The organism is Aporhodopirellula aestuarii, from assembly GCF_023701485.1.
Classification (GTDB): domain Bacteria; phylum Planctomycetota; class Planctomycetia; order Pirellulales; family Pirellulaceae; genus Rhodopirellula; species Rhodopirellula aestuarii.
Genome location: NZ_JAMQBK010000029.1, coordinates 146,948 through 170,294, shown reverse-complemented (window position 1 = coordinate 170,294; position 23,347 = coordinate 146,948). Strand labels below are relative to the sequence as shown.

Genomic DNA, 23,347 nt, shown 5'->3' with positions numbered 1-23,347 from the left:
ACCCTCGACAGAGACCAATCCTCGGTCGCGGATTCGTCCCACAAGACCATCCACGAAAAATGACGACGAGATAGCTGTTGGAAGGCGATTGATCCGGATCAATCAACGGTGGGGCAGACGATCCATCCCCCGCCCAAAACACGATCTCCATCGTAGACGACCGCGGCCTGACCCGGGGCGACCGCCTTTTGCGGCTCGGTAAATTTCACCTCAAACCGACTCGCGTCGGCGGCGTCGAGTTCGACCTGAGCGGCATGGGGACGTCCGTTGTAGCGAATCTGCACGCTTACCTGCTCAGGCAGGTCACTCGGATCGATCAGCCAGTTCGCTTGGTCAGCTTGCAGTCCCGGGGCCAATAAATCGGCAGCGTCACCGAGCACGACCCGCCGAGTTTCGGGCTCGATCCGCACCACAAAATGCGGCTTCCCGAGTGCCACGCCCAACCCTTTTCGTTGGCCAACGGTAAACGCCTCAAAACCATCATGTTCCCCCACGACGCGGCCATCGATGGTGACAATTTCCCCCGCGGTGGCACCGACCATTTCGGGCCGACGTGATTTCACGAAATCGCTGTGATGCCCGTCGGTCACAAAACAAATCTCTTGGCTATCTTTCTTTTCCGAGACACCTAGGCCGAGAGATGCCGCGATTTCGCGAATCCGGGACTTTTCATAATCGCCCACCGGCAGCATCATCCGCGATAATCGCTCGCGACCGATGCCGAACAATGCGTACGACTGATCCTTCGAATCGTCGAGGCCGCGGTGCAGTTGCCGGCCCGATGCTGTTTCGCTAATGCGGGCATAGTGCCCCGTCGCGACGTAATCCGCGTCGACGCCATCGGCGTAATCAAAAAGTTTGCCGAATTTGATCCAGTGATTGCATTTCACACACGGGTTCGGTGTCCGAGCGTTCAGATAATCGTCGACGAAATAGTCCACGATTTTGCGAAAGTCTTCCTGCAAATCGAGTGAATAAAACGGGATGTCCATCGACATCGCCACCCGTCGTGCGTCCGCGGCATCGGTGGCGCTGCAGCAGCCCTGTTTGTGGTCGGCCCGTTTGCCGGTGGATGCGGACGGCGAAATGCCGCCTAAGACCGGCAAACCCAGCGGATTGGTGTCCGTCGCATCGTCGGATTGAATCCGACACGCCGAGGCGGACGCTTCGCCATGGCGCATGAATACGCCGATGACTTCATGGCCGGCTTGTTTGAGCAGGTGGGCCGCGACGCTGGAATCAACTCCACCACTCATCGCGAGAACGACACGTGACATGTATAAACAACTTGGTTAAAAGCTTAGAGCTACAAAAACATTCCCCTTTATCATACCTATGGAGTCCAATCCGTCATGGACGCTGAACTCACCTCACGCAGCAAATCGATCCGAGCTCGCCTGACACAACTACAGGACTCTCTTTGACCACGCTGGCAAAAACGAAAAAATTAAGTCCATCGAGGCCAAAATGTCCGCCCCCGATTTCTGGGACAACAGCGAGGCGGCTCAAAAAGTCGTCATGCAACTCAAGTCTCTCAAAGGGGTTGTCGGACCGCTCGACGATCTGACTGAGTCGGCAGGCGACCTTGAAACGCTGTTCGAAATGGCCGAGGAAGACTCTTCCATCGAAGAGGAACTTCGTGCCGAAATCGATCGCCTCGAAGAAGTGCTCGACGATCTCGAACTCAAAGCCTTGCTCAACGGTCCGCACGATTCGGCGGGTGCGATCCTCACGATTAATGCCCGCGACGGGGGTACCGATGCCAACGACTGGGCGGACATGATGTTGCGGATGTACTCCGCTTGGGCCGTCGGTCAGGGTTACAAAATCGAATTGCTCGACCGTCAGGAAAACGAGGAAGCGGGGATCAACAACGCTTCCATCGCGATCCGCGGGCCGATGGCGTACGGTTACCTCAAAGGGGAACAGGGCATGCACCGGCTCGTCCGGATCAGCCCGTTCAATAGCGAAGGCAAACGCCAAACCAGCTTCGCCGCCGTTAACGTCGCTCCCGAAATCGACGATTCGATCAAGATCGACATTGAAAAGAAAGACGTGCGGGAAGACACCTATCGGGCCGGTGGCGCGGGCGGGCAACACGTTAACAAAACGGACAGCGCCGTGCGGCTGACGCACCTCCCGACCAACACCGTCGTGCAGTGCCAGAACGAACGCAGCCAACACCAAAACCGTGAAACGGCGTGGAAGATGCTTCGCGCGAAAATGGCGCGAATCGAAGAAGAGAGACGTGAGGCCGAGGAAGCATCCAAGTACGCGACCCAGGCCAAAACCGGATTCGGTAGCCAGATCCGCAACTACTTCCTGCACCCCGACCAGCGAGTCAAAGACTCACGCACGGGGCACTACGTCGGCAACTTCGAAAGCGTCCTCAACGGCAGCGAACTGCAAGGATTCTTCGACGCATTCCTACGCCTCAAAGCTGGAAAGATGGAAGCCGTCACCGGCGATGACGACGAGTAATCGTCTCACGACGGAAAGATTCTTTAGCGTGACGGCGGCAATCGGTTCACGCATCATCGTCCGATCAAATGAATAATCGGGCGATGATGCCCATTGCCTAGAAATCAACCTGCGCACGCATCCCCAAAATACCGGCTTCACTCTCACCGGCGCGCCACACGTCGGCATGAATGTAATTGAGCTGGAACTTCGTTCGTGGGTTGAGATACCAGTTCAATCCGGCGGTGAAGTTGGCCATCCGCCCGCCCTGGATGTTTTCGTCACTCAAGTCCATGTACGACCATCGAGCGGCAATCTCCCACGCGCCGATGCCGCCTTCGCTACCAACGCTTTTTTGGGGCGTCACCCGACCGAACACGCCCTCTTTGCCTTTGTAAACGCGTGTCTCACCGGTCAAGAAATAACCGGCGTGAATGTATGCCCCGGGCAGGAAGAGGGTGGGACCACCACGCTGATCGACAACGCTGTAGACGGCTTCGGACTGCGCGTAAAACGATCCGCAAACTGCGGCGAGTTCCGCACCAAATAGCTGCGTGTATTCGGTGTCGATGTTCCCGGTATCGATGAAAGGCGGCAGATCGCTCGGAACGCCTACCGGAACGCCGCCGCCGGTTTCGCCGATGAAGATTTCTGGCGTGCTGCGATAACGCAGCAAGTCATTTGCCGGATCAATCAAACTGTAGGCGCCACCAATATGCAGCAACCCCGGACCATCACCCTGCTGCATGACGACCGCGGTAAGCCGACTGGCTACTGCATAACCGCCGTTGTCACCAACGTTTCCGCCGTAGAAATCGGACGGGAATCGATACACAGACAGCGCCCACGTCGCGAGTTCATCTTCGCGGCTACCCGACAACATCGCACCGGTTTGGCGAAACGGCAGAAACGTCGCCGGCAACGCCCGCTCAAGGAACGTCATCTCACGGGCGCTGGTCATCACATCCATCCCGATCGGTTGACGGTAATACCCGACCCTCAAGTCGTTCCGACCGAGCACATCCTCCACATCCAATCGCACGTCCGCGAAACTCGGTCGCCCCCCGAAGCCGAAATCCATGTCAATGCAATAACCAACATTGTCCCACGCCTTGCCGACTGCCGACAAACGGGTTCGGCGGAAATCGGCACCGTCCTGCACGTCGCCCACCAACGCCAAGTTGGCTGCATCCTGACTAAACCACGCCGCATCGGCTTGCATCATCCCTGACAACCGCACGGTCGGAAACGACGGTTTGGACTCCGCGACACTCTTGGGATTGGCATTCCCGGACGGCGTTCCTGTTTCGTCTCGGCAAAACTGCGTAGACTCGTCGAGAGATCGCAACATCCAAAGTTCGTCGAGCTCACGCCGCATGCGAACCAGTTCCGACGCCATCGACTCCAATTCGGAGGGAGCCAGCCCCGCTTCGATTGAGATCTCTGGGTTGATTGAGATCTCTGGGTTAATCCCCGCTACTTCGGCATGGATGACTTCGTGATCCTGCGTTGCCCCCGCTGGCACCGGGCCATCCGCCCACGCCGGAATCGCAGCCGCTTGCAGACACATCCACGCCCAACCGACTCGGCGTGCCACCCCTCCGAGCCACGAACACCGCCGGCGCACGCGTGCGACGATCCGGCTGTTAGTTTCATTCATGTCGACTCGGACTCAGGCATCTGCAACGAGGTCACTCCTAACAAAGGTGGCATTACTGGTATTGTCGGAAAAACCAGCCGTGCGTCTGAAGCGACTGACGCCAATCGTTACAACCTGACTGATTGAATCCTCTTTTCGTTTGCGTGGTTTCGAATCGCAACCTATTCATTGAGCGACCGTCCACCAGGGCGGACTTTCGACACTGCCGATTCGGCTTCCTCGTATACAAAATGGTTGTGTTGTGGCACTGCTTCGACGCTTTTGGGCTCCCGCCGTCATCCTTCTCATGGTTGCGATACACGCAGCCGTGATCGGATACGTGCGCAGCCGCGTCGCACGACTCAGCAATCTGGAAAGCTCGGCGATCGAGATCGGACGACTCCGATTTCAAAACGTCAACGATCCCGACATGATTTATCAGCTGCACCTCCACGCGGTCGTCGACCCGACGCGTCACTTCCGAGGTGAACAGCGATTGACGCAGACTCAAATGGAAATTGTCGAGTCCTCCGAACAAATGCTCCGCCAAGTCGAGCCGGCGTGGTTGGCCGATCCTTCCCAAAAGGAAATTCGCGAACGGTTGATGGACGTCGTCCTGCAACACCTCGACGAACCGCTCGTCCAACGAGTCCTGATCACCGATTGGCTCCGGGTCCCCAGCTCGGCGACTTCTTCAGCCATCGGCGCGGCGCCTCCGTTGCTCTAAAACGGGCGTGCTTCCGCCGTGAACCCCACGACGGAACTCGTTCCCGTCGACCGATCGACGACGGCCTCGCCCCCCTGACCTGTTGAACTCATGCCGGACTCACCCAACGAGCGTATCACCCAGCTTGAAATCCAGCTCGCACACACCCAACGCACGTGCGAACAACTCAACGAAATCGTCACCAAGCTATCACTCGATGCCCAATCGAGAGACCGGATGCTGCAACGCCTGCTCGACCAAGTCAAAGACTTTAAGAACAAGCTCGATGCCGGGGGCGGCGTCTCACTCGAAGACGAAAAACCTCCGCACTACTAACCGATCGTGGACCTTTTGGATGTCCTCCACCGTGGTGGCGTTAGTCGCGGTAGTTCGGACGGTATCCGTCGTAATACGGCGCAACCGGGTAAGGTGTCCCGCGACCGGCCGGGTAAGGAGCTAAACCGCTTGTCCCCGCCGCCGGGTTCGGACGTTGCCATTGATGCCCTTGTCCGTGTCCGTGTCCGTGTCCGTGTCCGTGTCCGTGTCCTGGCTGATTTGGCCCATAAGGAGCCCCACCACCACCTGGTCCCGATGCCGCCCCTGCTCCCGCACCGCCTGTCCCCGGGAGCATCTGACCGCCACCGCCGCCATAGCCGTATCCGTAGCCTGGATAGACATTGTTGAAACTGAGACCAGCGAACGGTGCGCCCCAATTGGGATACGGAGTGCTGTAGGGGCGATATGGAAAACGCCATTCACCATACGGACGCACGGGATCTCCCCATTGCTCGACTTGGTGGTAATTGTCGGCCGATTGGCCGTACGCGAGTGAGCTGCGGTAATGGGTGTAGCCGCTCGTGCGGAGCGGCGGCATCGCTGCGGTCGACGGAATCTCGACGGGAGCAAATTGGGCCACCCGTTCGCCCGAAAGAACATCGTGCGTGAATCGCCCCGGCAGCGTCAGCCAATCAGCCGAGGCCGGAACGACGCCGTACCCCACGAACATGACGCAGGCGAACGCAAACGGTAGGAATCGGGTGACACATCTCATGACTCCCAAAATAGTTCGCGTTTGCGGTGGAGGCGGTCTTCAAACACAAAAAGCCGCCGGCCATCACTGTCCACCTCGTCACAGTCACGCTAACCCGCACAACCGTCACCCATCGCCACTGGCAGGCGGCTCATCTTAGCGAGATCACGACGAAACTTGAGTCGCCTTTTTGATACGAGCAGTCGCATCGTCGAGAAGTGAACGCATCGCTTCTCGAGCCGCATCGGGATCGCGGGCACAAATCGCTTCCATGACGATGCGGTGTGGCGGTATCGAGGTGCGGTTGTCGGAAGCTTGGCGGTTGGTCACCCGCAAACTCGACGCCAGTGAAACGTGGATCACATTCGCAACCGGAGAGAAAAACAGATTCCCGGTCGCATGCAAAATTTCCGTGTGGAACTGAAGGTCAGCGTCCAAGAACTCTTCAACGCTGTCAGTGTTACTCTCCATGCGTTCAAACGCGTTTCGAATCGCCTGCAACTGCTCCTCACTGGCCCGCTCGGCCGCCAGTGCCGCGGCAGCAGGTTCGATCGTTTGGCGAAACTCCGTCAGATGGAAAAGCTGTGAACCGCCCGTGTCGGCTTGCGACTGCCAATCGAGCACCTCGGGGTCGAGGTAATTCCATGACCGCGTGGGCAAAACGATCGTCCCGCGCTTCGCTCGCGAATCGACCAACCCCTTGGCCGCTAACGACTTAATCGCTTCGCGAATGACCGTGCGGCTGACGCCCATGGTGTCACAAAGCACAGCCTCTTGGGGTAACGGATCCCCCGGCTTCACCGCTCCCGCCAATATTTGACATCCCAAATCGTGAACGACTTGGCCACAAAGATTCCGGCGAGATCGTAGGTGTACCATAAAGCTAGGCTATCAAAACGCGAGCATGTTTAACAGTTAAGGAACCCTGAGGAGGCCGATCATGTGAATTCGGTCCCACTCTGCCAGTGAAAGGATTTCCGACATCGGGCAGATCGAACGCACAATCGATAGGCAATTACCTGGATTTGCGATCATTCTCATTCAACAGCGAAGAACCCGCCTTCGGGAGCTGCCCAACATAGTTTTCATTCAGCACCACTTGCCCCCCATCATAGTAGTAGCCAGCGGCTCAATCTATAGACATAAAACAAAAGTAACCGACCACAGGCCCCGAATCGATCTCAACATTCGCTAACCAGAGTTGATTCTCGCTCGTCACGCCACGCAGACAAGAACCGAGCAGCCAAACAGAATGGCTGGCAATTTCTCATCGGTCACCCCGTGAATCGGCTTTTTCACGTGCCTTGATACGCCATCACGAACCGCAGCGAGCCGCTGGACTGCCCGCTATTTCCTATTCTTCGGTGTCTGCGATTTCATTGGTGCCTGCGATTTCGCCTTGGCGGTCGTAGCAATCGCACGCTGGATCCGTTTCCCCGCATCCTGCAGCATCGACAACATGGCGCCCTCTGCCACCTGCGGTTGGCGATCGCAAATCGCCTTGAGCACCGTCTCATGCAGCGGAACCGAAGAAAGGTTGTCTGACGGCAGACAATTGGTCACCCGCAGACTCGATTCGAGCGACGCGCCGATGACATTCGCCACGGGGGCGAAAAACGGGTTGCCAGTTGCCTGCATGATCTCGCTGTGAAAACGGATATCTGCCGCGAGAAAACCTTCCACATCATTTCCTGCCGTTCGGTCCATTTCTTCCCACGCTTCCCGAATCTGCTGCATCTCCTGCTCCGATGCCCGCTCGGCCGCCATTGCCGCCGCTCGAGGTTCCACCGCTTGGCGAAATTCCGTCAACCGAACCAGATTCCGCCCGTCATCATCCGTCCCCGCTTGCCACTGAATGATCGCCGGATCGAGATGATTCCAGTCGCTGGTCGGACGCACAATCGTGCCTCGCTTGGCCCGTGACTCCACCAACCCCTTAGCCGCGAGCGACTTGATCGCTTCTCGAATCACGGTGCGACTGACCCCCATCTGCTCGCACAGCGTCCATTCCTGAGGGATCGCATCCCCAACGCGGATTTCTCCCATCACGATGCGAAATCCCAGATCGTGAACCACCTGCTCACACAGATTGCGACGAGTTCGAGCCATTTTCTATCTCACCCTATTGATTAACGAAGTCTATTTATATTACAATACCACAAGCCCTGCAAGAATGGGGTACGGATGCTCGCGAGACGCTCGGACGCAGCTTCACCTCGCTGCCAGACCAAATGAAATAAGCGTTCGTCCGCTCATCCCCGATTCGCTTCGGTCCTTGCAGAGTGGTTCAATCGTGACGCAGTAAAAACGGACAACACCCCTCGAGGTAGACGATTCAGACCATGGAAAATCACGAATGGTACCCCGCGACATCGCCGCTGCCGATGGCGACACCGTCTAGACGTGTTCTCCCACGTGGCGAAACGCAGACGAAAAGTCCCAGCATCAACGAGTCGCCACGCATGAATATTCGCTGCATCCGAACCCACCACCTTCGAGACCACCTGGATGTCCCCTTCGGGTTCTCTCAGTGGTACTACAACACTCGCAACACGTTGTGGGTCGAGATCATTGCCGAAGACGGAACGACGGGCTGGGGCGAGAGCTACGGGCCTTCGGAAGTTTATCAAGCGGCGATCAACAGTTTTTATGCACCGCGATTGCTCGGCCAAAACGCAATGGCGACGGACGTCCTCTGGCACCTGATGTGGCGTTCTTCGCTCGACTTCGCACGAGGCGGTGTGATGATGGGCGCGATGTCGGGGATCGACATGGCCTTATGGGACCTTCGCGGCAAAGCGTTGGGGCAGTCGGTTTCTGAATTGATGGGCGGTCGGTACGTCGATCAAATCCCATGCTATGCCACGGGCATGTATTTCAAAGACATGCCTGAGTCTGATTTGATCGCATCGATCGTCGACGAGGCTCGCAGCTACCAACAGCAAGGCTTCCAAGCCCTTAAAATCAAAGTCGGCAAGAATCTGCCGTTTGATATTCGTCAAATCGAATCGATTCGCGATGCGCTGCCAAATATGCAAATGATGGCGGACTCCAATCACGCCTTCGATTTGCCCGAGGCGATTCAGATCGGTCGAGTGCTCGAAGAGAATGACTTCAGTTGGTTCGAAGAACCATTGTCACCCGAGTTCGAAGGACAATTTCGACAACTGCAAGACAAACTCGATATTCCGATCGCGACCGGTGAATGCGAACAAACGCGTTATGGGTTTCAACGTCTGCTCTCGACCGGCGGCGTTCAGATCGCGCAACCAGACCTGGCCTACTGCGGAGGACCTTCCGAAGCCCTCAAGATCCGCAACCTGGCCTCGTCGATGGGAATCAACGTTGTGCCTCACTGCTGGGGTACCATGCTCAACTTAGCCGCCGCGACTCACTTCATCGCCTCTGGATATCGGGAACCGGGCCGCAAAGAAGTGGCCTCGCCTCTGCTCGAATTTGACCGCACACCCAACGCACTGCGTGACGAGTTGTTCGACATCCCCGTGGTTGTCCAGAACGGAATCGCTCAAGTACCGACCGGTCCCGGACTCGGCGTGGTCGTCAACCAAGAGAAGATGAAATCATTTACCGTTCAACAAACCGAACTCAAGGCGTGAGTGGTGCCGGACAAAAATTTTTCAATGTTGATCAATGGCGAATTGGTCACAACCGACAAGACATTTTCAGTCACGAATCCGGCAACCGGCGAAGTGACTGCCGAGGTACCGGAGGCTGACGACGCTTCCGTCCAACTCGCCCTCACATCCGCTCGCGACGCTTTCCAAACTTGGTCGCGGATGCCCTTGTCTGAGCGTCAACCGATCATCTCAAGATATGCCGAACTGCTTGAGCAGAACCGGGACGAGATCATCGATTTACTGATCACCGAAACGGGCAAACCGATCGATAACGCCGAATACGATTTCGGCATGTTAACGACGTGCCTGCGTTTCTTTTGCGAGGAAGCGGCGCGGATCGACCAACAGGTGATCACCGACCCCGATGGTCGATTTTTGAACTACACGCTGCGTCAACCGCTGGGTGTGGTCGTCGGATATCTGGCTTGGAATTTCCCGCTGCTCAATCTCGGATACAAGTTAGGCCCGGTATTGGCATCGGGATGCACCGCGATCATCAAACCGTCCCAACTGACTCCCCTGGCGTCCTTGCGTTGCGCCGAATTGCTTGTCGACGCAGGCATCCCCAAGGGCGTGATCAATGTCATCAGTGGCACCGATTACGACGTGACCACGCCGCTTCTGGAGAGCGACATCCCGGCGATGTTTACGATGATCGGATCAACCCGCGCCGGTGTTGGAGCGATGAAATCCGCCTGCACGAACGTCAAACATTTTTCGGTCGAACTGGGAGGCAATGCACCCGTGCTCGTCTACGACGACGCCGATGTGGTCGCGGCCGCCAACAGCATCGTTGATCTCAAATTCGCCAATTCGGGACAAGTGTGCGTGTCCCCTAATCGTTGCTTTGTCCACGAATCCGTCTACGAAGATTTCATCACCGCTGCCGCGAATCGCACCGCCGGAATCACGCTCGGTGCCGGGCGTGGCGAAGGACGCCGGATGGGGCCAGTCCTCACCGCACGGGCACGCGACCGCATGCTGTCGCTTATTAAATCCGCTCAAGAGAACGGCGCGTCCGTCGTATGTGGAGGCAAAGCTCCCGAACCGAAAATGCGGGGTTTCTACCTCGAACCGACAATCCTCCGCGATGTTCGCCGCGACATGGAGCTCTCCTGTGACGAGATCTTCGGACCGATTTTGCCGGTGATCCCGTTCAATGATGACGACGACGAAATCGCACTGGCCAATGACACCGAATACGGTTTGGCCGCATATGTTTACACGACGAACATCACACGTGGCCTACGCGCCGCGGCCGAAATTGATGCCGGCAGCGTCTGCGTCAATGAAGTTCACTATGCGGTTCACTTGCCCCACGGCGGGTTAAAGCAAAGCGGTGTCGGCAAAGACTGTTCACGGTATAGCTTGCAAGAATATCTCACGCTCAAACGCGTTTCTGTTCTGGTCAGACCGTGAACACGCTCCGGTTGAATTGATCTCACTCAAGAGGGTGTGAATCTATTCGCCGGAGACGAAGCAATGTGGCCGTTTGCTCGGGACGTTGATCGTTTAAGTGCTTTTTTTAGCGGAACGGCGCAAGCCGTCCGGTCCCAAGTCACCGGACGACTCGCGCCGTTCCGCTACATTTGAAATCCTTCAGTAATACAATCGACGTCCCCCACAAACAAAGCTTACGGGAACGCTCGTTCGCGGAGCGAACGGCCACACTCATAACGTCACAGCCTCTCAACAGAATCTCCACAATCCATAACGACTCTTGTCGCCCGCTCATGAGCTTCCCCACCGAAATATTAGATCGACTCAAAAAGTCCGGCGTCGTAGCGGGCTTTTCGGTAGACAAGGTTGAACATGCCGTCCCGCTGGCCAAGGCGTTACTCGCCGGTGGCATCGATGCGATCGAGTTGACGCTGCGAACCGCCGCTGGCATGCAGTCCGTCCAAGCAATCTGTGCGGGCGTTCCCGAAATGCTGGTCGGCGTCGGTACCATCTTGACTCCGGAAACCGCCGTCGAGGTGAAAGCGGCAGGAGCCGATTTCGGCGTCGCCCCGGGGATGAATCCACGTGTGGTTCGCGCCGCACAAGAAGCCGGGCTGCCTTTTGCCCCCGGCATCGCCACCCCATCGGACCTCGAGGCCGCGATCGAACTGGGTTGTCGATTCGTCAAATTTTTCCCAGCCGAACCTGCAGGGGGAATCGCATACCTGCGCAGCATGGCGGCGCCCTATCAGCACCTGGGCATCGAATACTTCCCGCTTGGCGGAATCAACGCGGAGAACATGTCGACGTATCTGAGTGAACCCTACGTGCCCACCGTCGGTGGATCTTGGATCGTCAAAAAAGAACTGGTCGACCGCGAAGACTGGGCCGGGATCACCGCGCGAGCCGCTGCCGTCACCAGTCAAAACCGATAACCCATCAAGCTGCGGCTACGAAATCGTTCAGGGACATTGATTGAATGACTGCGGCATTTCAACTGTAGCAAAACGGCGCGAACCGTCCGGTGACTCGGGACCGGACAGCTTGCGCTGTTCCGCTATAGAAGTACTAAAACAATCCACGTCCCATAACGTTGCTGAGTGCGATTTCGGGGCCCCGGTTTCTACACAAACAACCTGAAGAGAACGCGGAACAATCTCCTTAGTTCTTTGTTGTCCCCATTTAATTTCTGACCCGCGAGTGGAATGAGAGTATGAAAACGGTAGTGACTTTTGGCGAAATCATGGGACGCCTGGCCGCCCCCGGAAACCTTCGTCTTCGCCAGACCCGCGACTTGGAAGTCACCTATGCCGGGGCCGAAGCCAGCGTGGCGGCATCGATCTGTAACTTCGGCGGGACCGCTCGCTACGTAACGGCGCTTCCCAAGCACGCGTTGGCTGACGCGACGATGGATGCGGTTCGCGCCGTTGGGATCGACACACAGTATGTGCTGCGAACCGACGAGGGCCGTCTCGGGCTCTATTTTCTTGAAACGGGTGCGAACCAGCGTCCCAGTAACGTGATTTATGATCGCGACGACTCAGCGATCTCGATCACTCCAGCGGACCGGTACGACTGGGCCTCAATCTTGAAGGGTGCCCAGTGGCTGCATCTCAGTGGCATCACCCCTGCCCTGTCCAAGAATGCCGCGGAAGCCACCCGCATCGCGGCCCAGAAAGCCAAATACGCCGGCGCGACCGTTTCAATCGACCTCAACTTCCGGGGTAAGCTGTGGAAATGGGCGCCGCCGAAATCATCACGAGAACTTGCTCAAGAAACCATGAAGGAAATCCTACCCTTCGTCGACGTGGTCATCGCGAATGAAGAAGACTGCCATGATGTGCTCGGAATCCAAGCCGGCGACACTGACGTGCACTCAGGATCCCTAGACACGTCCCGCTATCCCGAGGTAGCGCGCCAGGTCATTAAGCAGTTTCCCAATATCAGTAAAGTCGCGATCACGTTACGCGAAAGCCTTTCGGCGACCCACAACAATTGGGGCGCCATGCTCTACGACGTCGCTGCGGACCAACCCGTCTTCGCGCCGCTGGACCCCAACGGCAACTACCAGCCTTATCAGATCAAGAACATTGTCGATCGAGTCGGCGGCGGAGATGCATTTGCCGGTGGGCTCATTTTCAGCCTTATCACGGAAGAACTGAGCGAGCCGCAAACGGCAGTCAGCTTTGCGGTGGCCGCGTCATGCTTGAAGCATTCCATCAAAGGTGACTTCAACTATTCGACGCGTGGTGAAGTGGAATCGCTGATGGGCGGATCCGCCTCGGGACGCGTCATTCGATAGCGAGGTCTCGGCGTGTTTATGCCCGGCGAAATGCCTCCGTCCACGTCGGCCGCGACGTGAGAACGGGCGGCGTCGAAATCGGCAAGCAACAACGCCGTTGCCCAAAAAGGCACCCATGCCGGATACGATCCAATCCATCATCCGCTTAACGGTGCCAGACATTTCATAAGAAATCGCTTATCAGCGACTTCCAGCCCATTGACTCTGCGATTTCTATATTGTATTACAATAGGATGTGATGAGCTGGGTAATTCCGCCCGGTTCCCACATCACGCAGCCTCTGCGATCGAGGCGAAACACGTAATCAGTACTCAGAGGTTCTAAATTGCGATTCATCCGGTTCCTGTTGCTCGCGGTCCTTGGGTGCCTGCCGATAGGGTGCATGGCTGCGGACCAACCCAATATCGTGCTGCTGTTTGCTGACGATGCAGGCTATGGCGACTTTGGTTTTCAAGGCAGCCAACATTTCAAAACACCCCACCTCGACCGCCTCGCCAAATCGGGAGTCCGCTTAACCCAGTTCTATGTGTCTGGTGAAACGTGCGGACCGTCTCGCGCCGGCTTGCTCTCGGGTCGCTACCAACAGCGGTTCGGTTACGAGGAAATCAACGTTCCCGGGATCATGAGCCCCCACAGCAAACTGCTCGGCGACGAGATGGGTTTGCCGACTCATCTCAAGACCATGGGCAACCATCTGCAAGACCTCGGTTATCGCACGGCGGTGTTCGGAAAATGGCATATGGGAGTCGCCGATCGATATCACCCGCTCCGTCGTGGCTTCGATGAGTTCTACGGGATGCGAGGTGGCGCTCGCAGCTTCTTTGCGTATGAAAACCTCGATCAGGTCGCTCATGAAAATTGGATCGAGCGAGACTTTGAAAACTATCAGGAGCACGAGGGTTACCTGACCAACGTCATCGCGGACGAAGCCTGCGACTTCATCCAACGCAGCGATGACGCTCCCTTCTTCGCCTACGTGTCCTTCACCGCGGTACACACCCCGATGCAAGCGGACCCCAACGACAAAGACACGTTCCCTCAACTCGAAGGGACTCGCCGAACCGCAGCCCAAATGATGCTGGCCTTGGACCGCGCGTGCGGAAAAATCATCGACAAGCTCAGCGATCTCGGTCTCAGCGAAAACACCATTGTCGTGTTCACGAATGACAACGGCGGTCCAATGGATACCAACGGATCGAGCAATTATCCCTTGAGCGGAATCAAGGGCACCCAACTCGAAGGCGGCATTCGCGTTCCCGGAATCATCTCTTGGCCGAGCAAGTTAAAAGGCAACTCGGTTTATGAATCACCGCTGATCACGCTCGATCTGCTCCCCACATTCGTTGCCGCAGGTGGCGGCGATCCGGAGGCCATCGAAGGACTCGACGGAGTCAACATGTTGCCCTTCCTACAGGGCAAAACAGACGGCAGGCCACACGAAACACTGCACTGGAAAATGGAAACACGCGGTGCCATACGCGAGGGCGATTGGAAGCTACTGCGTTACCCAGATCGCCCGGCGGAACTGTTCGATCTCGCCAAAGATCCCGCCGAGCAAAATGACCTCGCTCGCCAGCATCCCGAAATCGTGAAACGGCTCTTCCGCGATATGTTTGCTTGGGAACTCGAACTCGAACGCCCCCTGTTCATGCTCCGGCGAGCTGAAGAAGGATGGTCATCGCGGCGCACGGATCAATTCCGCTCACCACCCGCAAAAGAATATTGATGCGATCTTACAGAGGTCCTCTTCCTCTCGATCGCCTTTCCCACACCTCCTGTCTATCCAGTCAAGGAAATCACCATGAGCATCGCCAGCTCAGAAATTTCTGCAGTGCGGAGCATCCTCGGCATCAGTCTCTTGTTGATCGCCTCCTCCAACACGCAGGCTCAAGACACTCGTTCGACTACGGTGTACCCCGCCTCGGACCCAACCAACTCAGGCAACTGGATCCTTCGCGAAGACATCAGTGACGAGTTTGAAGGCGACGAGATCGACCAATCCAAATGGTTTGTTGAAGGCCAGAATGGCGAGTATTACATTTGGAAAGGTCGCGCCCCCTCCCAATTCGCTCCTCACAACGTTTTCGTCGAAGACGGCAAACTCAAAATCCGGTCGCAATGGGAACCCGACTTTGATTTCGCCAAGGACGAAGGACATGAAGGAAACACCTACCGCACCCACGAGGGCAAAGACGTCCCGGTCACCACCGGCGGCGTGATCAGCCGCAAACGTTTTCTAAACGGCTACATGGAAGTCAAATCCAAGCCAGGTGATTCTGCGATGACCGCCGCGTTTTGGGCAATCGGCTACGAGTCCGAACTCGATGTCTACGAACAAATGGGCAACCCCAACGCAGGGAATGACATCGAGGAAGACAGCACCAAAATGAGCGTGCATGATTGGCAACCGCCCGCCGAACGACCGACTCGCAAATTCGGCTACAAGAAAAAGCTCCCGTATCGCTTGGCCGATGACTTTCACGTCTTTGGTTGTGAGTGGGGCGAAGATTACTTGAAGTGCTTTATTGATGGCGAACTGGTTTACGAAACGACGCAAGAAAAAGAAGGCAAGCACTGGGTGCTGACCAACCCGCTGGAAATTTGGCTAGATTCCGAAATTTTCGTCTGGCTCGGTTTACCGACCCAAGAAGAACTACCTTCCGATTTCGAAATTGAATACGTACGAGTCTGGCAGAAACCACAAACCAATCTCCTCGATCGCGCCTTCTTCGGATTCGAAGGTCCCTATCTGTTCCAAGAGAACGAACGACCGCTTGACCTCGTTCCTGAAAGTTCTGCTAACAACCGCTACCAACAATTCTGGCGTATCGACCAAGAGTCCTCAAAACACTTTGAGATCGTTCGTCATGAGACGTTTGCATCAGGAACACGGAGCCTCCGATTCACAACGGACGGTGAGATGCAATCCGAAGTCGCGTCGGTGGTCGGCCCCGAAGGAAGCGTCGATCTCCCGGCAGGCGATTATGAACTCACAACCCAAGTTTGGATCGATCCAAAGAGCACTGCTAAAAAGCTACAGATTTCGTTTACCGCGCCGGCGGTCGAACTTCTCACGATCGACCTAGCCGCGTGCGAAAAAGGCGAGTGGGTCACTGTGACACATCGCTTCTCGTTGGAAAGGGGCTCCACCGATTCAGACCGAATGAAAATCTCTTTGAACCGCAGGGATGTCCCAAGCGGCAGTAACCTCATCTACCTCGATGACATCACGATCGAGCGTTTCGAAACGTCGCTCTGAATTCCTCTTTTTTCCCCACGCTGTAGTCAAACAAAATGAAACTGGTCGCTTCCTATTTGGCAATCTTGCCAGCCCTGTTGTTGTCAATGACGTTGCCATCCAACGCGACTGAACCGTCTCCGGTAGGAGCAATCTTTCAAACGAGCCCCGGTGACTGGGAATTCGTTGCGGATCAATCCGACGAATTTGATAGCGGTCAGATCGACACGAAGAAGTGGAACATCGACACCGAAGATTGGGGAACGTGGAGCTGGGAACCCGAAAATGCGTTTCAGCAAGACGGATCGCTGCACTTGCAAATGGTGCAAGAAGATCACCAACGCGGAAGCACGAAACTCGCCTACAAGTCCGGCATCGCCCGTCAGTACTCCACGGCGGTCTACGGTTACTTTGAAGCCCGCGTCAAAGGCTGCGACTTGTTTCCTGGTGCATCACCGGCGTTCTGGCTGCACAGCAAAGGCCCTGAAAACCGCTATCTAGCACGTGATGGCGAGACCGTAGCCTATTCCGAAATCGACATCATCGAACTTCAACAGTGCGAGTTCGACAAAGAAACCAAACAATATAACGGTGTCGACGTGATTGACTGTAACCTGCACGCGGTCTTGATCCGTGACGGCCAACGACAGTGGATCCGTCCTGGCACCCACCCAGAAACGAACAAGAACGAGTACCACGCCCCGTTTGATCCACGTGAAGACTTTCATGTCTACGGCGTGGAAAACAATAAAGACTTCGTCATCTGGTACATCGATGGAAAAGAGGTAGCCCGTAAACCCAATCTGTACTGGCATCTCCCGATGCACGTGACGTTATCGCTGGGGCTGCGTCATCCTTTTGAGGCTTACAAGAATGGGCAACGTGTCGCTGTTCTTGAAAAGACCACTCAAGAAGGATTCCCGACCGAGATGTTGGTCGACTACGTCCGGGTTTGGCGGAACAACGACGTCGTCGCAGAATCATCCACGCCGGCAAAGCAATCCAAAGGGCCGGTCACCAATGCGAAACCTGCGATGGGCAATAAGCCGAAACAGACAGCTACAGGTAACGGAATGAACCGAGACCAATTCATCGCCATGGAAAAAGCCAAGTGGGAAAAAAATGGCTGGCCATGGAATCAAGCCAAGGTAGAAGCCAACTTCGCGGAAATGGATACCAACAACGACGGCATCGCGTCAGGCATCGAACGCCAACAATGGTTTACCAATAAAAAGGCCTCGGCGAAGTAACCCAGGAGCTTTCCAAAAAGCTAAATTGGTCTCATTGATTTTCCGATTGCAACACCCCCACTGTTCGACGAATCAAACATGAAATCTTACAAGACGAACGCCTTGATCTATTCGACGATCGTCGCCATGGGAGGGTTTCTGTTTGGATTGGATGCGGCACTCATCTCGGGAACGATTGACTACATCACCGCGGAATTCTCGCTGACGCCTGAACAGCTCGGAACCGCCGTCAGTGCTCCGGCGTTAGGCGTGTTGGTCGCGTTGCCGTTTGCAGGATATATCTGCAACCAGTTCGGTCGCAAAAAAGCGATCCTATTGATCGCAGTGCTCTATTTGATTTCGGCAATTTGTTCGGCACTGGCTCCCAGTTACTGGACCCTCGTTGCGGCTCGATTCCTGGGCGGACTCGCGTTCAGTTCGATCTCGTTAGCATCGATGTACATCGGCGAGATCGCGCCACCCAAACTACGTGGCAAACTGGTTTCGATGACACAAATCAACATCGTGATCGGGCTCTCAGGAGCCTACTTCGTCAACTATCTGATTAATCACTGGGCCACCTCCGGTGCTCCGTGGGTAGTCAACATGGGACTCGACACGAGCACGTGGCGTTGGATGTTGGGTTCCGAAATTCCGTTTGCCGTCATCTGGTTTGGCTTGCTGCTGACCATTCCAGAAAGCCCCTCGTGGTTCGTTTTCCAACATCGTGATGAAGACGCCAAGAACACATTGCGGAAACTGATGCCCGAAGACGAGATCGAAGCCCACGTGGACGAAGTTCGCGAGAGCATCCACAAGAGCACCGAAGACCATTCGATCGTCGCCCAGCTACGAGTGATCTTTGGCAAGCCGATGCGATTGACGTTTGTGATCGCCATGACCATCGCCATCGCCCAGCAATCGACAGGGATCAACGCCGTCCTGTTCTACGCCCAAACCATTTTCAAACAACTCGGAATCGGGTCCGACGCCGCCTTCGTGCAGGCCATATGGGTTGGCTTGACCAGCATCGTCTTCACCGTGATGGGATTGCTGCTGGTGGATCGACTCGGCCGTCGACCGCTAATCATTTGGGGGATGGTTTGGATCATCGCGAGCTTGGGCATTTGCTCGTACGCGTTCAAGAACGCTCGCTACGTCGTCAGCGAACAAACGATCGCCGCCATGGAAGCCGCGGAAATCAAAGACGCTTCACTCGAGGAATCAGAGCGAACCGCTCTAAACAACGTCGACCGCCTGAATTCCCTGGCCGGCGTCGAGCACACCAGCGACATTGAATTCAAACAGGCGATTCGTGGAGCATTGGGGATAGAAGATGCCAACAAACACATGGGCACCATTTTGGATGCCTCCATCCAGATTAACGCCAAGCTCGTGTTGATCGGGATCCTGAGTTTCATCGCCGCATTTCACTTTTCGGTCGGCCCCGTGATGTGGGTTCTGTTCTCGGAAATTTTCCCGGTCTCGGTGCGCGGGATCGCGATCCCGTTTTTCACGATCGTCACCAGCTTAACCAGTTGGCTGGTTCAGTTTTTCTTCCCGCGACAACTCGAAAGCATGGGAATGACCGCGGTTTTCCTGTTCTATGCCGGTACCGTTTTTGTCGGATTGGTAATCCTGTTCTTCACACTGAAAGAAACCAAAAACATGAGCATCGAGGAAATTCAAACAGCACTACAGGCGAAAACTTAAGCGGCTTAGACGTCACGGGTTCGCAAATGAGTCCGCTGCCCAGTTATCTGAAAGCAGCACTTTCATGATCTCATCTATCACGTCCAATTAACAACCATGATCGACACAACCAATAGCCCACACGTCAAACTCAAAAGCATCGGCATCGGCGATTGCCGATGGACAGATGGCTTCTGGGCCGAGAAATTCAAACAGTGCGAAGAAGTGATGGTGCCCCACATGGGCACGTTACTCAAAGGCGACATCGGCCATGGTTACAATAATTTCAAGATCGCCGCCGGCCTCAAAAAAGGCAAACACCAAGGTTTTGCCTGGCACGATGGCGACTTTTTCAAATGGATGGAAGCCGCCGTCTACATCTACGCTGTCAATCAAGACGCCAAGATCATCGATGAACTCGACGAGATCATTGAGGTCATTGCCAAAGCACAAGAAGACGACGGCTACCTGCATACCAACATCCAAATTGATGGCACCGCCCACTTTTCCAACCGCAAGTACCACGAGATGTACAACTGCGGTCACCTGTACACCACCGCGTGCGTGCATCACCGCGTCACGGGGAAGACGAACTTCTTAGATACCGCGATTAAGAACGCAAATCTGCTTTACAAGCTATTCCAACCACAACCCAAGGAGCTGTCGCGATTCGGTTTCAATCAGTCTCAAATCATGGGTCTGACCGAACTTTACCGCACCACTAAGGACAAACGCTATTTAGAGCTTGCGGAGATCTTCATTAACAACCGGGGCAAGTCCCCAGTCGTCGAAGATTCCAGCACCGAAGGTTACCCGATCGGCGACATGGTCCAAGAAAGGGTGCCGCTCCGTGAAGAAACCGAAGCGGTCGGCCACGCCGTGTTGGCATTGTATTACTACGCCGGCGCCGCAGACGTGTATGCCGAAACCGGCGAGCAGGCACTGATCGATGCACTCGATCGGTTGTGGGACAACGTCGCCAACAAAAAAATGTATGTCACCGGCGCGGTCGGGCAGGCTCACTTCGGGGCGTCAACTCGCCGCGACAAGATCGAAGAGGGGTTCCTGGACGCGTACCTGATGCCCAATGCGACGGCATACAACGAGACCTGTGCCAACATCGCCAACGCGATGTTCAATTTCCGAATGCTCGGCATCAAAGGCGATTCGCGACATGCCGACATCATGGAACTGGTCGCATACAACAGCGCACTGGTCGGCATCAGTGCGGATGGCAAACACTACTTCTACGCCAATCCGCTGCGTTATAACCATGGACAACGTGAGTACCAGGACAACCGCGACTGCACCGAATCAGCCAACCGCGAACCGTACATCGAGTGTTTCTGTTGCCCGCCCAACCTGGTTCGCACCATCGCCAAAATATCCAACTGGGCCTATAGCCTGACCAGCAACGGGGTGGCAGTGAACTTATTTGGCGGCAATCGACTAGCGACAAAGCTTACCGATGGCTCCGAAATCAAACTCCACCAGGATTCCGGCTACCCATGGGAGGGTAACGTCAAGATCACGATCGATGCGTGCAAGCAAGAACCGTTTGAAATCTTGATCCGAATCCCGGGATGGGCCGACCAATGCACACTGCTCGTCAACGGCGACGCCTCGGGCGAGGAAATCAGTCCGGGAACCTTCGCAAGGATCCATCGTGCGTGGAAGCCTGGCGACACCATCGATCTCAAATTGCCGATGGACGTCAAACTGATGAAAGGCCATCCCTTCATCGAAGAAACTCGAAACCAGACCGCGATCAAAGTCGGCCCGCTGGTGTACTGCCTCGAGTCACCCGACTTGCCCGAGGGCACCCGCACGCTGGATGTTTATGTCCCCAGTGACATTGAACTCGAAAAACAAAACGACCCCGATGTCTTGGGCGGCATCACGACGCTGACCGGGAACGTTCACGTCAAGTCAGACGAACGAACGTCGATGTACGAACCGATCGGCAAACCTGAATGGAAGAACACCTCGGTTCGGTTCGTCCCTTATTACGCGTGGTCCAACCGAGGCAACGCCGAAATGACAGTCTGGCTGCCAGTCGTTTGGAAGTAGCGAACCGAACATCGCATCCACTCCGAAACACGTCGGCGGACTGCCGCATTCCCCATACCATCCGACGAAAGAACGGCGCATCCAATGAAAACCGCATGGCTTCCAACCTTACTCTTGATACTTTTTGCTGGCTTGTCGGCGCTGCCGGCTTCATGCGACGCTGCTGAAACATCATCGTGCCCAAATATCTTGGTCATCATGTGTGACGACTTGGGTTATTCCGATGTCGGCTTCAGCGGCGCCCCCGACATTCGCACTCCAAATTTGGATTCGCTCGCCAAAGCGGGCACGATTTGCACCTCTGGTTACGTGGCGCACCCGTTCTGTGGCCCCAGTCGCATGGGCATGATGTCGGGACGATACCCGCATGCGTTCGGCGGCCAATACAACTTGCCGCCAGTGCATGCCGGCATGGACGACTACAACAAACTCGGTATCCCCAAAGACGAAACCATCATCAGCACCGTTCTTCAAACTGCGGGCTACACCACCGGGGCGATCGGCAAGTGGCACCTCGGGGAAGAAGCCGATTATCATCCCAACCACCGTGGTTTTGATGACTTCTACGGGTTTCTCGGCGGCGGCCACAACTATTTTCCCGAACAGTATTCCGCCGCTTACGAAAGACAGAAACGTTCAGGAAAGACAAACATCAACGACTACCTACTGCCGCTCGAGCATAACGGTAAACAAACCACGGAAGACGAATACCTGACCGACGCGCTGTCCAAACAAGCAGTCCGTTTCATCAACGAAGCCTCAACGAAAGACAGCCCGTTCTTTCTGTACCTCGCATACAACGCGCCCCATTCGCCGATGGAAGCCAAAGAGGAGGACCTGGCGGCAAACTCGCACATCAAAAACCGCAAACGACGCGTCGTCGCTGGCATGGTAACGGCAGTCGACCGGGGCGTCGGTCTCATCACGCAAACGTTGAAAGAACAAGGCCAGTTCGAAAACACCTTGGTGATTTTCCTGAGCGACAACGGCGGTAAATCTGTCTTCGGATCTTCCAACGCGCCGTTTCGTGGAGTGAAAGGTGACACCTGGGAAGGTGGTTTTCGCGTACCGATGTTCTTCCACTGGCCGAACAAGATCCCCGCCCAGAGGTTCGACTATCCCGTTACGGCGCTCGACTTCTATCCCACCTTCGCCGCACTCGCCGGGGCCGACATTCCAAGCGGCAAGAAGCTGGATGGAAAAAACATCCTTGCGGACATCACCAGCGGCACCAACCCACGACCCAACGACGTGATCTTTGCGATGCGGCATCGCGATGGTTATAGCGACGTCAGTGCACGACGCGGTGACTGGAAAGCGGTCCGCTATGCCAACCACCCCTGGCGATTGTTCAACATCACCGAGGACTTGGGAGAAACGCACGACCTGGCTGCCAGCAATCCCGAACGACTCGAAGAGTTGATCGCTGCCGCCGAGAATTGGAGTCAAACGCACACGGAGCCTTTGTTCTTCGATTCACCCGTTGCTCGCGACAAATGGCATGAAGCGGAAATGCCTCACTTTGACCAAACATTTGAAGTCAAAGTCGGCGCACCACCGCTTCGCCCTGCCACTCACGTAACCGACAGCGACATCGCCGAGCCGGTCGTCGAAGCCCCTCAAGTGACGTCGTCGGGAATCAAACTCAAACGCGGTGACAGCACACTCGAACACTTCATCGGCTTGGAAAAAGCCAAGTGGGACAAGAACGGCTGGACCTGGAATCAGGAAAAGGTGGAAGCGATTTTTCAGGAGATCGACACCAACCAAGACGGCATCGCATCGGGCTTGGAAAAGAAAGCGTACTGGGCAAAGTAACCCAACACACAACTCACCACGTAGGTCAGTCTCTCGGCTACGTGGTTTGCACACTCCGACAGATTCCTTTTGAAATCCGCGAAGA

The 23,347-nt window shown here is 55.8% G+C and carries 18 protein-coding genes; 13 read left to right on the top strand and 5 right to left on the bottom strand.

Going from position 1 to position 23,347, the window contains the following annotated elements; all coding sequences use genetic code 11:
• Positions 1 to 98: 98 nt before the first annotated feature.
• Positions 99 to 1,277: a tRNA 2-thiouridine(34) synthase MnmA gene (gene mnmA / locus NB063_RS11225; protein WP_250928816.1), complete on the bottom strand. Its 1,179-nt coding sequence runs from the start codon at positions 1,275 to 1,277 to the stop codon at positions 99 to 101.
• Positions 1,278 to 1,352: 75 nt separating this feature from the next.
• On the opposite strand from mnmA, the gene prfB reads away from it, so the two are divergent.
• Positions 1,353 to 2,481, top strand: a protein-coding gene (gene prfB / locus NB063_RS11220; protein WP_322975121.1) for a peptide chain release factor 2 whose coding sequence is annotated in 2 segments (ribosomal slippage) — positions 1,353 to 1,421 and positions 1,423 to 2,481 — 1,128 coding nt in all. Because the reading frame shifts where the segments join, the coding sequence is not laid out codon by codon here.
• A gap of 97 nt (positions 2,482 to 2,578) precedes the next feature.
• Here the strand turns inward: prfB and NB063_RS11215 are convergent.
• Complete coding sequence (locus NB063_RS11215) at positions 2,579 to 4,120, bottom strand: OprO/OprP family phosphate-selective porin (protein ID WP_250928815.1); 1,542 nt, start codon at positions 4,118 to 4,120, stop codon at positions 2,579 to 2,581.
• Positions 4,121 to 4,361: 241 nt separating this feature from the next.
• On the opposite strand from NB063_RS11215, the gene NB063_RS11210 reads away from it, so the two are divergent.
• Together NB063_RS11210 and NB063_RS11205 are read left to right on the top strand one after the other, a co-directional pair.
• On the top strand, positions 4,362 to 4,826 hold the full coding sequence (locus tag NB063_RS11210; RefSeq protein WP_250928814.1) for a hypothetical protein: 465 nt from the start codon (positions 4,362 to 4,364) through the stop codon (positions 4,824 to 4,826).
• 90 nt (positions 4,827 to 4,916) lie between these two features.
• Entirely contained in the window at positions 4,917 to 5,141 is a 225-nt protein-coding gene (locus tag NB063_RS11205; protein ID WP_250928813.1) for a SlyX family protein, read from the top strand.
• A 40-nt stretch (positions 5,142 to 5,181) separates the two neighbouring features.
• On the opposite strand, the gene NB063_RS11200 is transcribed toward NB063_RS11205, so the two are convergent.
• The 3 genes from NB063_RS11200 to NB063_RS11190 all read right to left on the bottom strand — a co-directional run bounded on the left by NB063_RS11200 (position 5,182) and on the right by NB063_RS11190 (position 7,944).
• Entirely contained in the window at positions 5,182 to 5,856 is a 675-nt protein-coding gene (locus tag NB063_RS11200; RefSeq protein WP_407652606.1) for a hypothetical protein, read from the bottom strand.
• 144 nt (positions 5,857 to 6,000) lie between these two features.
• Positions 6,001 to 6,714 (bottom strand): FadR/GntR family transcriptional regulator, encoded by a 714-nt coding sequence (locus NB063_RS11195; protein ID WP_250928812.1) that lies wholly within the window; start codon positions 6,712 to 6,714, stop codon positions 6,001 to 6,003.
• A gap of 468 nt (positions 6,715 to 7,182) precedes the next feature.
• Entirely contained in the window at positions 7,183 to 7,944 is a 762-nt protein-coding gene (locus tag NB063_RS11190; RefSeq protein WP_250928811.1) for a FadR/GntR family transcriptional regulator, read from the bottom strand.
• 233 nt (positions 7,945 to 8,177) lie between these two features.
• Between NB063_RS11190 and NB063_RS11185 the strand changes: the two genes are divergently transcribed.
• The 10 genes from NB063_RS11185 (at position 8,178) to NB063_RS11140 (ending at position 23,262) form a co-directional block, all read left to right on the top strand.
• Entirely contained in the window at positions 8,178 to 9,452 is a 1,275-nt protein-coding gene (locus NB063_RS11185) for a mandelate racemase/muconate lactonizing enzyme family protein (protein WP_250928810.1), read from the top strand.
• 24 nt (positions 9,453 to 9,476) lie between these two features.
• Positions 9,477 to 10,892, top strand: coding sequence for an aldehyde dehydrogenase family protein (locus NB063_RS11180; RefSeq protein ID WP_250928809.1), 1,416 nt, complete (start codon positions 9,477 to 9,479; stop codon positions 10,890 to 10,892).
• A 314-nt stretch (positions 10,893 to 11,206) separates the two neighbouring features.
• Positions 11,207 to 11,848 carry a bifunctional 4-hydroxy-2-oxoglutarate aldolase/2-dehydro-3-deoxy-phosphogluconate aldolase gene (eda, locus tag NB063_RS11175; RefSeq protein WP_250928808.1) on the top strand — a complete coding sequence of 214 codons (642 nt, stop codon included), beginning with the start codon at positions 11,207 to 11,209 and terminating at the stop codon, positions 11,846 to 11,848.
• 278 nt (positions 11,849 to 12,126) lie between these two features.
• Positions 12,127 to 13,215: a sugar kinase gene (locus NB063_RS11170; protein WP_250928807.1), complete on the top strand. Its 1,089-nt coding sequence runs from the start codon at positions 12,127 to 12,129 to the stop codon at positions 13,213 to 13,215.
• A gap of 382 nt (positions 13,216 to 13,597) precedes the next feature.
• Positions 13,598 to 14,941, top strand: a complete 1,344-nt coding sequence (locus NB063_RS11165) for a sulfatase-like hydrolase/transferase (protein ID WP_250928806.1) — start codon at positions 13,598 to 13,600, stop codon at positions 14,939 to 14,941.
• A gap of 75 nt (positions 14,942 to 15,016) precedes the next feature.
• Positions 15,017 to 16,474, top strand: a complete 1,458-nt coding sequence (locus tag NB063_RS11160) for a family 16 glycosylhydrolase (RefSeq protein ID WP_250928805.1) — start codon at positions 15,017 to 15,019, stop codon at positions 16,472 to 16,474.
• Positions 16,475 to 16,509: 35 nt separating this feature from the next.
• Positions 16,510 to 17,703 (top strand): kappa-carrageenase, encoded by a 1,194-nt coding sequence (locus NB063_RS11155; RefSeq protein ID WP_250928804.1) that lies wholly within the window; start codon positions 16,510 to 16,512, stop codon positions 17,701 to 17,703.
• Between the two features lie 78 nt (positions 17,704 to 17,781).
• Positions 17,782 to 19,395 carry an MFS transporter gene (locus tag NB063_RS11150; protein ID WP_250928803.1) on the top strand — a complete coding sequence of 538 codons (1,614 nt, stop codon included), beginning with the start codon at positions 17,782 to 17,784 and terminating at the stop codon, positions 19,393 to 19,395.
• A 96-nt stretch (positions 19,396 to 19,491) separates the two neighbouring features.
• Positions 19,492 to 21,444 (top strand): glycoside hydrolase family 127 protein, encoded by a 1,953-nt coding sequence (locus NB063_RS11145; protein ID WP_250928802.1) that lies wholly within the window; start codon positions 19,492 to 19,494, stop codon positions 21,442 to 21,444.
• Positions 21,445 to 21,528: 84 nt separating this feature from the next.
• Positions 21,529 to 23,262: a sulfatase-like hydrolase/transferase gene (locus NB063_RS11140; RefSeq protein WP_261367315.1), complete on the top strand. Its 1,734-nt coding sequence runs from the start codon at positions 21,529 to 21,531 to the stop codon at positions 23,260 to 23,262.
• Positions 23,263 to 23,347: the final 85 nt, after the last annotated feature.